Here is a 14,641-nt window from a genome sequence, read left to right on the forward strand (position 1 = left end):
ATAACCAGCTTTACTTCATTCATCTTTTGTGGATTTTGCATGATTACAATCTAAGCGTCCTTCCGGTGTAAACAGCACGTCCACTCGCAAATCTCCCGGCTCCATGGGTACTTGTGCCAACAATTGTCCCGGCAACAGCAGCGAGACATAAAGCGGACCTACGGAACCATTATTACGCTTCACTGCCTCTACCTGTGCGGTAAAGCGATCATAGTAGCCTCCGCCATAGCCGATCCTGCCTCCACGACGATCAAAGGCCAAGCCGGGCACAACAACCCAGTCGATTCCCGTCCACATTTCAGGCAACCATTCCTTGCATGTCAATGCAGGCTCAGGAATGTTCCATACGCCGGGTACCATATTTCCATACTGATCCATCTCCCTCAGCTCCATGGTTCGGGTTACCGAATCCACTCTCGGGGCCAGGACACGATCTCCCTGTGACCAACAATGCTCAATGAGGGGAGTCGTAGAAATCTCGCTGCCAAAAGAGAGATAACTAAATAAGGTTAGCTTATCCCCGTTTCTGTCTATTCTAAGCTGCTCCCATGCCTCGATTGCATGCCGACAGGCCACAGCCGATGCCTTCTGCCTTGTCAGCGGGTCCATGGAGTCACGCGCTTCCCGTTGCTGTACACGCAGCGCGTTCTTCACATTACAGACATCCACACATCCGCCCTCCCGCACAATCGTCGATAATCATCAAAACGTTACAATTGTCCCATTTGTCAGTAAGTGCTGTACGTTGCAAGTTTTTTTCATTCTTTTTCACTTCTCGTTTAAGTTTATCATTGTTTATACAAATTGACTACACGCGGCTCAAGGGTTTAGGGGGTGAAAGCAGTGCAATAGTGGGTAATTTCATGTAAACTGGAAGGAAGGTACCTGCGAAAAAGGCAGGAAGAACTGTGCAAAATGTAATGGAGGAACGATACGCTATGCTATTGCAAGTAACCGGAATTACTAAATCCTATGGAATTGAGCCCGTTCTGGACGGGATTAACCTTCAAATATTGGAACGTGAACGTATTGGACTGGTAGGTGTGAACGGTGCAGGCAAATCGACCCTGCTCAAAATCATTGCTGGTGAAATATCCTATGACAGTGGACAAATCTTTAAAGCAAAGGAAACCAGCATCGGTTATTTGGCGCAAAACAGCGGTTTGGATTCTGATCGTTCGATTTGGGATGAGATGATGCTGGTGTTCGAACCGCTGATTGCAGCAGAAAGGGAACTTCGGCAGATGGAGCAGGAAATCGCCGATCCGGCCAATGCGCAGAACGAAAAGCGTTATGCCGATCTGCTTGAACGCTATGCACGACGCTCAGACTGGTTCAAGGATCACGGCGGTTATGAAATGGAGACCCGTGTTCGCAGCGTGCTACACGGCATGGGCTTTGGTTCATTTGCACCCGAGACGCCTGTAGTCACCCTGAGCGGGGGTCAAAAAACCAGGCTTGCGCTAGCACGCATCCTACTGCTCGCTCCAGATGTCCTTATGCTCGATGAGCCTACCAACTATCTGGATATTCAGACATTGACCTGGCTGGAAGACTATTTGCGTGGCTACTCCGGCTCCCTGCTGGTCGTATCACATGACCGATATTTTCTGGATCGACTGGTGACGACGATTGTTGAAATCGAACGCCATCGCTCCACTCGCTATACAGGCAATTACAGCCGCTATATGGAACTAAAGGCTGCCGAGTATGAAACAAGCCTCAAGCATTACGAAAAGCAGCAAGAGGAGATCGCACGGATGGAGGCATTTATACAACGCAACATCGTGCGAGCCTCTACAACCAAACGTGCCCAAAGCCGCCGCAAGCAGCTAGATAAAATGGATCGTATGGATCGACCTATGGGCGATTTGAAAAAAGCCCACTTTTCTTTTGAAACCGCCTATATGTCGGGTAAGGAAGTATTAGAGGTGCGCGACCTTTCCGTAGCGTATGAGGGGAAAAAGCCTTTATTTCAGCATGCCTCCTTTGACTTAAAACGAGGAGATACGGTGGCACTGATTGGTCCGAACGGGATCGGAAAATCGACTTTACTCAAATGCTTGACCGGCTCACTTAAACCTGCTGCTGGGTCCATCCACTGGGGTACGAAGATCAAAATCGGTCTGTATGACCAGGAGCAGACAAACCTGAACCCCGCCAATACCGTACTGGAGGAGTTATGGAGCGAGTACCCTCATATGGAAGAAGCACGGATTCGGACAGTGCTGGGTAATTTCCTATTTAGCGGTGACGATGTACTGAAAAAGGTAGCTTCATTAAGCGGAGGAGAAAAAGCCCGCGTATCACTGGCCAAGCTAATGCTGCGTGAAGCCAACGTATTAATTCTCGATGAGCCTACCAACCATCTGGATCTGTTTAGCAAGGAAGTGCTGGAAGCGGCTCTGATGGACTATGACGGTACACTGTTGTTCATCTCCCATGACCGTTATTTCCTTAACAAAATGGCTGAACGTGTCATTGAACTTCATCCTGAAGGGATAGAACATTTCCTGGGGAATTATGATGACTATGTAGCTAAAAAACAAGAGTTGGAGGAAATCGCACAGGAAGCTCTCGAGGCAAGTCAGTCCACTCGTGGCAAAACATCGTCTGCCTCTGCATCTGTAACAGACGAGACCACTCCCAAATCACGCGCGGCCACCTATGCGGCAGACAAACAAGCCAAAAGCGAGGAACGCAGCCGTCAACGCAAGCTGGAGGCATTGGAAAACAAGATCAAAACGCTGGAAGAACAAATTGTAGGGTTGGAAGAACAAATGACCCTGCCTGAGATTTATCAGGATTACACAGCACTTCAGAATATTCAGGCACAACTCGACACCCATAAACAGGAATTGACTGAAACCTATGCATCCTGGGAGGAACTCCTTGAGGCATAAAAGCTGCTGCATAAAATCTTAGCCATAAAAATTTCACATTTCCCTCTTCTATTTTTTGTACACAAGAATATCCACAGATTTTGTGCATGGACGATATTGGAAAATGGCCTTTTAGGCCATTTTTTTATTGATAAACCGCCAATTTCAAATGAAAACCAAATTTATCCACCCTTTTATCCACATTATCCACAGTTTTCACAATCACTATAGCTATGATATATCCCCCATCCAGCTATCTGCTAAAAGTCTTAGCCTGCTTGCTTCGAGCCTATTTATCCACATTTTTAATGGTATATGTGGATAACTTTGTTCACAACTTGACAAATCACATCATTATTCGGGCAGTATAAAATTTTGATAATTTTTTTGGTGGAACATGAAAAATCGTGAACCATTGTGACGAATCATGCGAGGAAATAAGATACCGGCATTCATACGCTCAAACTCCTGTATTTTATCCTCTTGAAATTCTATTTATATATATGTATAGCGCGAAACAGAAAAGACACGACCCCAAAGATGTGTCGTGTCCTTCCTATTCGTTCAATTAAGTTTGAACAGACCACTCTTCCAGAGACAGCCCTGGATCAGCTTTCATGTCCAATGAGGTGAATTCTCCGCGCTTCCACTTGGCGTATGCTGCGGCACCGATCATCGCTGCATTATCTGTACAGTATTTCATGGATGGTACAAGCAGTTTGATGCCTTCACGCTCACAGCGTTCCCGCAATGCTGTACGTAGTCCACGATTGGCAGCAACTCCGCCGCAAAGCAGCAGCTGCTTCGCACCGTATTCACGCATAGCGCGAATCGCTTTTTCTACCAGCACCTCTACGACCGACTCTTGAAAGCCTCTTGCAATCGCTCCCGCATGAACGGTTTCTCCGCGCATTTTCGTCTGGTTAATTACATTCAGCACCGCCGATTTCAAGCCGCTAAAGCTAAAATCATAAGAATCCGGCTCCAGCCATGCACGCGGCAAAGTAACCACTTCCTCCGATTCATGGGCTACACGATCCACATGCGGACCGCCGGGATACGGAAATCCGATGGCTCGCGCTACTTTGTCGTAGGCTTCTCCAACCGCATCATCCCTCGTACGACCAATAAGCTGAAATTGCCCTTCGGATTCTATCAGCACCAGCTCGGTATGCCCCCCTGACACCACAAGAGCAATGCACGGATATACAATATCATGCTCCAACTGATTGGCATAAATATGTCCCGCAATATGATGCGTTCCGATTAGCGGTTTGCCGAACGCCATAGCAGCGCTCTTGGCGGCGACAATACCAACCAGCAATGCGCCAACCAGTCCTGGTCCTTGTGTCACGGCAACCGCTGAAATCTCGCGGGGGCTGATTCCCGATGTTTGCATAGCCTCATCCAGCATATAGGTAATGCTTTCCACATGTTTGCGTGATGCTACCTCTGGCACAACACCGCCAAAGGCTTTGTGTGTTTCAATCTGACTGGAAATCAGATTCGAAAGCACCTCTGTGCCATTTTTCACGACAGAAACTGCCGTTTCATCACAACTCGTTTCCACTGCCAGTATATAGCAAGGCTCGCCAGAGGCAGAGCCTGTACCTGCTTTTTCCGCTTGCGTCATTGCTCCTGCACGCTTCCTTCCTGTTCACCGGATGCCTCGTGTGCGGGAAGATCCGCCCACATGATCACGGCATCCTCGTTATTATCCGAATAATAGCCCTTGCGCACACCCGCGGGCTTAAAGCCCTTTTTCTCATACAAGCCCTGAGCGATCCGGTTCGTTACCCGTACCTCTAGGGTCATACGCTCCATCCCTAAATAAGATGCGGTCTGCATCAGCTCACCCAACAGCTTGTCTCCAAGCTTGCGTCCACGATAAGCCTCACGAACCGCAATATTCGTAATATGAGCCTCATCCATAATCGTCCACATGCCTGCGTAACCAATGGCTCGTCCATTAAGCTCCATAATCATATATTTAGCAAAATGATTCATTGTCAGCTCATTGCGGAAGGCTTCCTCCGTCCACGGCAGCGTGAACGCTTCATGCTCAATCTCCAGCACATCGGGGATGTCATCCAGTTGCATTAAGCGAAACTCAAGTTTCTCTTCCCGCTGTATGTTCTTTGTCATGTTGCTCACCGCCTCTTCAGCGCTGACGAAGCAGATTGGCTTCCGCCTCCGCCAGCTGGGTATAATTCGGAACCAGCGTATGTAGCTCGTCATATTCCTGACGAAGCAGCTTATCCGCCCCAAGGCGGCCAACCCATTTTCCTTCCAGTTCATAAGGCACGATACGAAGCTCGCTCCATGCACGCAAGCGCTCGGCTGTTTCGGCGTGAACCGCCGTTTCACCGACGAGCCAAATCACCGCAGGACGCTCCTCGGCAGGCAAAGCCTCCAAACGTTGCAGCAAATCATCGGTCCACGCAGTCATCAACCGGATGGCATCCGGTTCTAATCGCTGCGGGCTACCGATGTCGTTAACAGTATTTGCGGCGAACAGCCCCGTGTACACCTGACCACGACGCGCATCCAGCACAGGTACAATCCAATCTGCAGGCTGCGCCCCGGGCAAGTCGTTATTCACAGACTCATATTTGCCTTCTTGCCCCTTCAGCTCGATACCACGGTTCCAACCACCCCACGCCAAAGCGTGCAAAGTGGAAATGGATGTGACCGGAACGCCCCAGGCCCAAGCTAGTGTTTTGGCTGCGGTCACCGCGATTCGGATACCGGTGTAAGATCCCGGTCCAACCCCTACTGCAAGACCGTCCACATCATCGCGTGTCAGTCCTGCTTCGCTCAAAAGCCGTTCCAGCTCGGTTATGACATGCACCGAGTGATTGCGTTCGCCATAAACATTACTTTCTCCCAGCAGCTCTTTTCCGTTCATTAGGGCGGCCGCCATTACGGTCGTCGCTGTATCTAACGTCAAAAACCGCTCACGCGGCTTTTCATTTACATCTGTATGCTCTCTTTGCATGGTTCAAACTCCATTCTCCCGCAAAATGCGGCACCATTGTTCATAAGGCTCGCCGTACCCGGTCAGGTGAATCAAACGTTCCCCTACATCCGTTGTTTCTATATACATGTGAAGCCGCTGATCCGGCAACATATCCGGTATAATACTACCCCATTCCACCAGACATACTCCTGTCCCATAAAAATATTCGTCCAGCCCAAGATCCTCCGCCTCGTCTTGGGAAATCCGGTATACATCCATATGATACAAAGGCAATCGGCCCTCGTACTCCTTAATGAGAGTAAAGGTTGGACTATTTACGATACCCGGTACACCTAAATGGCTGGCAAAAGCCTTGGAAAAAGCAGTCTTGCCCGCTCCCAGATCTCCGTCCAGCACAATCACGGTTCCGGGAACCGCTTGGGCTGCCAAAAAGCCTGCTAATGTCCCAGTCTGTGCCTCTGAGACAGAACGGAATACAAACTGTTCCTGCGAAATTGTCATATCTTTTAATCACCTTTCGTCCGAATCGGACCGTTCCAACTTGTTCTTTATTATATAGTTCACCTTATGTCGCCGCAAGGCATGAAGACATGCTATTGTAAGTTAAGTGTTACACACAAGGAGGGAATCAAACTGATGGGACAAACCGTTTTACTCTTGATTGATGTTCAGCAGGCAATGTTCATGTATGATGAGAAGCTGTATCGTGAGCAGGAAGTTGTAGCGCATTTGCAGTTGCTTTTGACCGAAGCCAGAGCTACCGGCACACCAGTAATTTTCGTGCAGCATACCGATGAAGCGGATGAGGATTTCCGGGAAAACAGTGTAGGCTGGGCCATCGCCGACGTGGTGCGTCCTCTTCCTCATGAACGAATTGTCCGAAAATCATCCTGGGACAGCTTCTACCAAACTGAATTGCGTGATGTGCTCCAGGAATTGGGGGCGGAGCAGCTGATTATTGCTGGGATGCAGACTGAATTTTGTCTCGACACGACTTGCCGAAGCGCCTATAGTCTGGGATACCAGAACAACGTGCTCGTATCGGATGCGCATAGTACATTTGATAGCAAGGTACTAAGCGGCGAACAAATCGTAGCTCATCACAATGCCGTGCTAGGTAATCGTTTTGCACGTTTGCTCACAACGGCAGATGTACATTTTTCGTGAGATGTAGAAGTGAATTTTTTACGTTCCAAGCCGATTGCTTTCAAGCAGGTCGGCTTCTTTTTTTGTTCACGCGAGCAAATAAACAACACTGACGTTATAACGTCAATGCTATAGATGGCCCAGGCATATATGGATTGATGTTTATCCGAATTCCGAATGTATTCATTTGGATTGGCAACCTGCCTAGCTTTTTTAGATGCTATAAGTCAGTTACGAATTTACATATAAAGGGATTTCCTCCCCTGCGATGATCTAAATGAAATTTGCTAAGAAATCATTTTCACAGGTTGATTTGAAATTTCATATTTAACATAAAATTCAATTTTTAATCACAATTTTCAGAAAGATCAAGAAATTAACAGAAAACATTAGGATGGCCTATTTATTGTGGAAGATATGGCTCTATATTTGGATATATGTAAAGATTTGAACATTGAGCAAAATCTGTATTAGAACTATGATAATTCTGGTTTTAATTTCCAGAAAGGAAAGAAGGCGATCGGACCGTCATACTCACTGTCTTAGGCACCATGATATGCCCACATGTAAATGTATCTTGCAGTTTCTACGTTTCGCAGGTTAGGACCGAAAATTACGAATTGAAGTGCAGTCATGGATGTATTGTGTCTCGAACACAGCGAAAGGAATGTGAGTTTTTATGAAAAAAGTAGCTATAGTAAGCCCGTTGAGAACAGCGGTCGGTTCTTTTAACAAAACCCTTGCGCCTCTAAGCGCTCCTGAATTGGGAGCAACCGTGATGACAGCATGCCTGCAGCAAAGTAAATTAGAGCCTTCTTTGATTGATCAAATTTTTATGGGAAATGTTCTTCAAGCGGGCAATGGTCAAAATCCTGCCAGACAGGCGGCACTAAAAGCGGGTATCCCCATTGATGTACCCGAATCAACGATAAACACGGTTTGCGGTTCAGGACTTCATGCCGTCGCGTTAGCTTACGATTCAATATTGGCGGAGCAAGGAAACATCGTCTTGGCTGGAGGCATGGAGAGCATGTCGAACGCCCCTTATCTGCTAAAAAATGCAAGAAACGGCTACAAGCTTGGCAACGGTGAATTGGTAGACTCCCTGGTGGCTGACGGCCTAACATGCCCAATCAACCATTACCATATGGGAATTACCGCCGAAAATGTTGCCGAAAAATATGGAATCTCAAGACTGGAGCAAGATTCATTCGCCTATGAAAGCCAGATAAAGGCTTTCGAAGCAAAAAACAACAAGTTTTTTGAAGAGCAAATTGTTCCGGTCATGATCAAAAACAAAAAAGAAACTACTTATTTCACAGAAGACGAACACATAAGAGGAAATACGACGAAAGAAAAACTTTCAAACTTGAAGCCTGCGTTTAAAGAAAACGGAACGGTTACTGCCGGAAATGCTTCGGGAATCAATGATGGTGCGGCAGCTATGTTAGTCGTGTCGGAAGATAAATGTAAGGAACATGCGTTAAAGCCGTTGGCATATATCAAGGGTTATTCGCTTGTTGGTGTTGACCCTGCATATATGGGAATGGGACCGGTAAAAGCCATTTCGTCACTGCTGAAGAAACAGGGAATGTCGATTGATGACATTGATCTCTTTGAAATTAATGAAGCGTTCGCTGCACAAGCACTAGCGGTGCAAAAAGAGCTGGGAGTCAGTCCAGAAAAGGTCAATGTCAATGGCGGCGCGATCGCAATCGGTCATCCTGTTGGTGCAAGCGGTGCTAGGGTATTGGTTACGTTAGTTCATGAAATGGTGCGCAGATCTTCACGTTACGGCGTAGTCTCGTTATGCATCGGAACGGGAATGGGAATAGCAATGCTGGTTGAAAATGCACTCATTTAAAGTTCGTTTTCAATGATTGTTGAAATACCTCTTAAAAAGGAAGGGAGATCGCTATGAATCAAAAAGATGTACTTTCACTTCAATCCATGCCTGCGGCCAGCGGCAGTTATGGACGCCCGCCATGCCGCTTCATCAACCGGGAATTCTTCATTATTACCTATGAATCCGATCCCGCTGCGATAAGACAGGCGGTCCCGGAACCACTTCAGCCAGATGGAAGTAATACGGTCTCCTATGAATGGATCAAAATGCCCGATTCATCCGGTTTGGGAAGCTATGAGGAAAGCGGTATTGTCATTCCGTGTACTTTTCAGGGAGAACCGTGTAATTTTGTTGCCCAAATGTATTTGGATAATGCACCTGCTATTCTGGGGGGACGTGAAATCTGGGGATTTCCGAAAAAATGGGCGAAGCCTCGCCTGGTCGTTGAGGATACAGAGACGCTGACGGGTACATTGCATTACAATAACGTCCTGGTAGCTATGGGAACCACCCCTTTCAAATATAACGTGCTTGATGAAAAGGAAACGGCTAAAGCCATCGCAAAAACGCAAGTTAATTTAAAATTAATTCCTGATGTGGACGGCACTCCTAAAATTGCTCAGCTAGTGGCATATAATCTTGAAAATATTACTGTAAAAGGAGCCTGGTCAGGGCCTGCCAGATTAAGCTTGATCCCCCATGTCAATGCTCCTGTGGCAGATTTGCCGGTTAAAACTTATGTTGGCGGAAAACATTTTATTGCCGATTTAACGCTTCCATATGGAAGAGTCCTATACGATTATCTCCAATAAAGTTTGCTTTCCTAAAAATAGATAAGGAGACGGAACCATGAATAAAAAAGTAAACTCCGCTGAAGAAGCAATTAAGAAAATTAAAGACGGAGACACGGTGATGGTTGGAGGTTTTATGCAAGGAGGCATTCCGGAGGAGCTGGTGCGTGCGCTTGTCGACTCAAATTCCGCTGATAATCTTACGATCATTTCCAATGACACAGGCACACCGGAATTATCTATTTATAGACTAGTGAAAAGTGGCAGAGTCAAGCGGATTTTTGCATCCTATATCGGCTCCAATCCGGAAACGGGAAGACTCCTGATGACGAAAGAAGCGGATGTTCAACTCTTCCCGCAAGGGACGCTCGCTGAAAAAATACGCGCAGGCGGAGCTGGTTTGGGTGGTATTTTAACCCCCGTAGGTGTAGGCACCATTGTAGAGGAAGGAAAAAAGAAAATCAAAATTGACGAAAGAGAATATCTGCTCGAACTACCGCTCAAAGCTGATGTGGCGCTCATCAGAGCCCATAAAGCTGATGAAGCGGGGAACCTTGTCATCAACGGCTCTTCACGCAACTTCAATTTGGTGATGGCTACCGCAGCCGAGTATGTAGTTGCTCAGACAGACGAATACGTGAAAGCGGGAGAAATCGACCCCAATCATATCAACGTTCCCGGAATATTTGTCGACGCGATTGTAAAGGTGGGTGGAGATAATGAATAATAGAGAATTGATTATTAGAAGAATAGCCCAGGAATTCAAAGATGGTGAAGTGGTTAATCTTGGTATTGGATTGCCTACAATGGCGGTGGACTACATCCCCGAAAACGTTAATATTATGCTGCAGGCGGAGAACGGAATCGTCGGCGTTGGCCCCAAAGCAGCTCCGGGAAAAGAAAGACTCGATTGTATCGATTCAGGCGGAAACTACGTTACAACCGTGAAAGGAGCCTGCTTTATTGACAGTGCGCTTTCATTTTCCATCATACGTGGAGGGCATGTGGACGTCACCGTTTTGGGTGCCCTGGAGGTCGATGAAAAAGGCAACCTTGCAAACTGGATGATCCCCGGGAAAAAGGTGCCCGGCATGGGTGGGGCCATGGATTTGGTGGTTGGAGCCAAGAGAGTGATTGTAGCCATGGAGCATGTGAACAAAAATGGGGCGCCGAAAATACTGAAACAATGCAAGCTGCCCCTAACCGCTGTAAATGTGGTAAAGACCATTGTAACCGAAAAAGGTGTCATTGATGTTATTCCGGGTAAAGGGCTAATGCTCAAGGAAATTGCTCCAGGTTTGTCGGTGGAAGATGTTCAAATGGCGACAGAGGCTGAGTTGATGGTTTCTCCACATTTGAAGACCATTGCAGTGTAAAAACCAGTTCCACCTTCAAATTAACTTGTCTGGCGTTTAACTTGTCTTCACAATCGCATTCATTATATAAAATAAGGTTCGCTAATTGCTCATTGAGCAATTGCGAGCCTTTTTAGGTTGGAGCCTCTCTTCTATTGTTCTTCCAGTCGATCTACACGAACGGTTTGTGTATCACCAGGTCTGCTGCCGATCTGTACCGTTGCCATACCATTCGCTTCATCTACATGCTCAATCCAAATCGGTTTGCCATCCAATTGGACGGAAATCGTTTCGGATGAATCATAAATGGCTTTTGCTCGTTCCACGTTCATGCTGTTCTCCTCCTACTCTTTTTTTTGTGCAAAATTCAAAATATAGGCACCTAGTCTTCGTCTATAATCCGTTCCACATCCAATGAAGGAAAGCTATGAGAAGGCGATGTTGAAACTACAGCCTCCATATCCACATGAGCGACAGCTACGGGAAAAGGCGGCGGCGTTCCATGTGAAAGAGCAAACTCGGGCGGCAATGCATCCTGTTCGCCTCCAGCAGGCCCTCGAAAGGCAATGTGACTTTGTCCCACACGATGACTGATCTGCTGAGGATAGGGTTTTCTAGGCATCAGTTGTATACCTCCTTTAGAATCGGATATGGCTTAACATTCACCAAAAAAACCGAAACCATGCGCAAGTGAATGCAATTCGCAGCCTTCATTTGCATCTCATACAATCTTTTGTACGAAGCATACTAAGTGAAAAATGAAATGCTCACAGCCCGGGTGCCCGGAATCGAAATATGAAATATGCGGATTAAAAAAAGGAGGACTGGCGGTATGCATACGGTCTGGAAAGGCGCGATCAGCTTCGGGCTGGTTCATGTGCCAGTTAAAATGTTCTCAGCAACTGAGGACAAGGACATTTCCATGCGTTATATTCACAAGGAGTGTGGGAGTCCACTAAGCTATGTACGGAAGTGCCCTGTTTGTGATAAGGAGGTTGAATGGGAGGAAATTGGAAAAGGGTACGAATATGAAAAAGGAAAATTTGTCATGTTCGACAAGGAAGAACTGGAGCAAGTTAGCGGACAAGCCGATAAAAATATCATAATTTTGGACTTTGTGGATTTACAGGAAATTGATCCGATCTACTTCCAAAAAACGTATTATTTGTCCCCGGATCAGGCTGGCTCGAATGCGTATAAGCTACTCATGAATGCAATGAAGGATACCGGGAAAATCGGGATTGCCCAAATCTCCATCCGCTCGAAAAGTAGTCTGGCAGCCATTCGCGTGCTGGATGAATGCTTGGCGGTGGAGACCATGTTTTATCCGGACGAAATCCGTCCCATTGCTCAAGTTCCCAACTTACCTGGACAGGAGGAGGTTAAAGAGAAAGAGCTGACCATGGCAAAAATGCTGATTGAGCAGCTATCTACCCCTTTTGATGCAGCAAAGTATACGGATCAGTATCGCGAGCGTCTGCTGGATCTTATCCAGCATAAAGTGGCTGGTGAAGAGGTGCGAATTGCCCCAACACAGCCTCAGACCAATGTGGTTGACTTAATGGCTGCCCTTCAAGCCAGTATTGAGGCAGTGAAGCCTGTCGTTACCGATCCTGGTCCTGCTGCAAAAAAACGTCCTACGCGTAAACCAGCAGCCGTGACAGCACAGCAGGCTGTGGCAGGCGACGCCCTCACTCCGACTCCAGTCAAAAAGAGAAGAAGCACCACCAAACGTAAAGAAACTTGAGCTTTACAGAAAAGTCTGATTAAGGGGCGGCGCTGATACTGCTTTGATACGATAGTAGCTGACTAAACGCCCCCCGCTCCTCTTCTTCCAATTGGCGGTAGTTTCCCTGCTGTATGACCTCACCTTGATCCATTACAACAATTTGATCCGCATGTCTGATCGTTGACAGACGGTGAGCGATCACGATCAACGTCATTTGACCTTTCATCCGTTCCAATGCTGCCTGAATTGCAGCCTCATGCTCACCATCCAGCGCACTTGTCGCTTCATCCAAAATAAGTACAGGAGGATGATGCAAAATGGCCCTCGCTAATACCAGCCGTTGACGCTCTCCCCCGGACAGACGGATCCCGCGATCACCAATGACCGTGTCCAGCCCTTCAGGCAGTCTGGATACAAAGTTGTCTGCGGCTGCAAAATGTAGCGCCTCCCATAGCTGCTGTTCACTGGCATCCTCATCAGCCAGCTTCAAATTTTCGCGGACGGTCGCATGGAACAGAAATGGGTCCTGTGACACGTAACCAAACGACTGCCGCCACAGCGGCAGCAATTCGTCATCCAGCACATGACCATCGATTTTAATCTGTCCCTCAGTTGGGCGTAAAAAACCCATCAGGACATCAACCAAGGTGCTTTTGCCTGCTCCTGATTTGCCTACAATGGCGGTCATTCCCCGGGCGGGTATGAACAAATTAATATGACGTAGTGCAGGTTCTACCGCACCCTCGTAGCAAAAATCCAAGTGGCTGCATTCTATTCCATTACGAAGGGATAGGGGTTGCCGTGCAGATATAGATGGTAGATGATATACCGATGAATCGAATGGGACATGAGCCTTAGAAGATGTAAGCCCGATCAACGAGGGGTCTGAGAAAGCCTCGCATTCTCGTTGCACTTTGGTTACACTCTCAAAAGCAGAGATCATAGACATGATGTATTCCAGGCTCGCTTGAATAAGGGCAAACCTGGGCCATAAGCGGGAAAATATAAGGATGAGCACAATCAGTTTTTCAGGTGTAACATACAGCCACTGGAGCGACACAAATAGGACACTAACGACAAAAACAGCTGCCGCTATGCGATGAAAAAACTGTGTGGTCGCATTTTGCCGAACAAACTGAGTCGTATTATCCTCCATACGCTGTGTCAGAGAGCGAAACCAATGGATATTCGCCGCTTCCAGCAGATTGCTTTTAATATCTTTCATCCCGTTCATATGATCCGTAATTCCGGCAAAATAAACCTGTGACAGTTCAGTGGTACGATCACCTAATTGTTTGGCATTTCGGATGGAGCGACGGAACACGACAAACAACACCAGTCCACTCAAAAACACCAGCCCGGTTAAAGAAGGGGACAACCAAAAAGCCAGCGTAATCTGGATTAGAGTAAACATGACGGCTGTGGTCAGTTGAAGGAGCAAATTCGTTCCCTGACTGACACGCGCCAGCTCGGTCGTCATCACGTGGCTAAAATCAGATTTACGCTGACGCAAATAAAAAGCCCACTGCGCCTTCATAAAGGAAGTGTATACGTCTATGCGAAGGCAACGCATAAAACGCTGCTGAATCCGCGAGCTGAGAATGGACTGGTAACGCTGAAGCCAAGCCTGCCCTGTAAGCAGCACTACGAAAAGCATTAACATCCCCGGCAACAGCCAGCTTTTAGGAATGTACGGCAAAAAATAATCAAATCCATCCGACAGAAATGGCATTTCTGAATGACCACCAAATACACCGATGGCCGCCAGCATAGGAATAAGCATATAAATGCCGACACCTTCCAGTAAGCTGACGATGATCATACATCCAATATTAAGAATTAACGCCCCGCCGTTCACAGCATACAGCTTGGTCATATATATTCGCAGGTGAGTCATAATGTACACTCCTTA

The 14,641-nt window shown here is 47.1% G+C and carries 15 protein-coding genes; 7 read left to right on the forward strand and 8 right to left on the reverse strand.

The features are described from left to right. Nucleotides 1-15: 15 nt before the first annotated feature. Nucleotides 16-669 (reverse strand): 5-formyltetrahydrofolate cyclo-ligase, encoded by a 654-nt coding sequence (locus tag C0638_RS01720; RefSeq protein WP_013369875.1) that lies wholly within the window; start codon nt 667-669, stop codon nt 16-18. Between the two features lie 269 nt (nt 670-938). Here C0638_RS01720 and C0638_RS01725 point away from each other — a divergent pair, with 269 nt between their 5' ends. Then, a complete protein-coding gene (locus tag C0638_RS01725) occupies nt 939-2,903 on the forward strand; it encodes an ABC-F family ATP-binding cassette domain-containing protein (RefSeq protein ID WP_058710860.1) in 1,965 nt (654 codons plus the stop codon). 547 nt (nt 2,904-3,450) lie between these two features. Here the strand turns inward: C0638_RS01725 and tsaD are convergent. The 4 genes from tsaD to tsaE are packed head-to-tail and all read right to left on the reverse strand — an operon-like array spanning nt 3,451 to nt 6,363. Further along, entirely contained in the window at nt 3,451-4,515 is a 1,065-nt protein-coding gene (gene tsaD, locus C0638_RS01730; RefSeq protein ID WP_058710859.1) for a tRNA (adenosine(37)-N6)-threonylcarbamoyltransferase complex transferase subunit TsaD, read from the reverse strand. Continuing rightward, nucleotides 4,512-5,027, reverse strand: a complete 516-nt coding sequence (gene rimI / locus C0638_RS01735; protein WP_058710858.1) for a ribosomal protein S18-alanine N-acetyltransferase — start codon at nt 5,025-5,027, stop codon at nt 4,512-4,514. Before rimI ends, tsaD begins: the two co-directional genes overlap by 4 nt. A gap of 16 nt (nt 5,028-5,043) precedes the next feature. Continuing rightward, nucleotides 5,044-5,880 carry a tRNA (adenosine(37)-N6)-threonylcarbamoyltransferase complex dimerization subunit type 1 TsaB gene (tsaB, locus tag C0638_RS01740; RefSeq protein WP_058710857.1) on the reverse strand — a complete coding sequence of 279 codons (837 nt, stop codon included), beginning with the start codon at nt 5,878-5,880 and terminating at the stop codon, nt 5,044-5,046. A gap of 3 nt (nt 5,881-5,883) precedes the next feature. Continuing rightward, nucleotides 5,884-6,363: a tRNA (adenosine(37)-N6)-threonylcarbamoyltransferase complex ATPase subunit type 1 TsaE gene (tsaE, locus tag C0638_RS01745; RefSeq protein ID WP_013369870.1), complete on the reverse strand. Its 480-nt coding sequence runs from the start codon at nt 6,361-6,363 to the stop codon at nt 5,884-5,886. Between the two features lie 135 nt (nt 6,364-6,498). Here tsaE and C0638_RS01750 point away from each other — a divergent pair, with 135 nt between their 5' ends. From C0638_RS01750 to C0638_RS01770, 5 genes are all read left to right on the forward strand, one after another. After that, complete coding sequence (locus C0638_RS01750; protein ID WP_025674940.1) at nt 6,499-7,029, forward strand: cysteine hydrolase family protein; 531 nt, start codon at nt 6,499-6,501, stop codon at nt 7,027-7,029. Nucleotides 7,030-7,687: 658 nt separating this feature from the next. After that, a complete protein-coding gene (locus tag C0638_RS01755) occupies nt 7,688-8,872 on the forward strand; it encodes an acetyl-CoA C-acetyltransferase (protein ID WP_025674939.1) in 1,185 nt (394 codons plus the stop codon). A gap of 53 nt (nt 8,873-8,925) precedes the next feature. Continuing rightward, entirely contained in the window at nt 8,926-9,666 is a 741-nt protein-coding gene (locus tag C0638_RS01760) for an acetoacetate decarboxylase (protein WP_013369867.1), read from the forward strand. Nucleotides 9,667-9,703: 37 nt separating this feature from the next. Then, entirely contained in the window at nt 9,704-10,372 is a 669-nt protein-coding gene (locus tag C0638_RS01765) for a CoA transferase subunit A (protein ID WP_013369866.1), read from the forward strand. Next, a complete protein-coding gene (locus C0638_RS01770) occupies nt 10,365-11,021 on the forward strand; it encodes a 3-oxoacid CoA-transferase subunit B (protein ID WP_013369865.1) in 657 nt (218 codons plus the stop codon). The genes C0638_RS01765 and C0638_RS01770 overlap by 8 nt, the downstream gene beginning before the upstream one ends. Before the next feature lie 131 nt (nt 11,022-11,152). Here C0638_RS01770 and C0638_RS01775 read toward each other — a convergent pair whose 3' ends face one another. Further along, nucleotides 11,153-11,332, reverse strand: a complete 180-nt coding sequence (locus C0638_RS01775; RefSeq protein ID WP_058710856.1) for an H-type small acid-soluble spore protein — start codon at nt 11,330-11,332, stop codon at nt 11,153-11,155. Nucleotides 11,333-11,382: 50 nt separating this feature from the next. Further along, nucleotides 11,383-11,622, reverse strand: coding sequence for a hypothetical protein (locus tag C0638_RS01780; RefSeq protein WP_013369863.1), 240 nt, complete (start codon nt 11,620-11,622; stop codon nt 11,383-11,385). A gap of 210 nt (nt 11,623-11,832) precedes the next feature. Between C0638_RS01780 and ku the strand changes: the two genes are divergently transcribed. Then, nucleotides 11,833-12,747, forward strand: a complete 915-nt coding sequence (gene ku / locus C0638_RS01785; RefSeq protein ID WP_058710855.1) for a non-homologous end joining protein Ku — start codon at nt 11,833-11,835, stop codon at nt 12,745-12,747. Nucleotides 12,748-12,766: 19 nt separating this feature from the next. On the opposite strand, the gene C0638_RS01790 is transcribed toward ku, so the two are convergent. After that, nucleotides 12,767-14,626: an ABC transporter ATP-binding protein gene (locus C0638_RS01790; RefSeq protein WP_058710854.1), complete on the reverse strand. Its 1,860-nt coding sequence runs from the start codon at nt 14,624-14,626 to the stop codon at nt 12,767-12,769. Nucleotides 14,627-14,641 lie beyond the last annotated feature (15 nt).

Origin of the sequence: Paenibacillus sp. lzh-N1 (assembly GCF_002872435.1) — a bacterium.
Taxonomy (GTDB): Bacteria; Bacillota; Bacilli; order Paenibacillales; family Paenibacillaceae; genus Paenibacillus; species Paenibacillus polymyxa_C.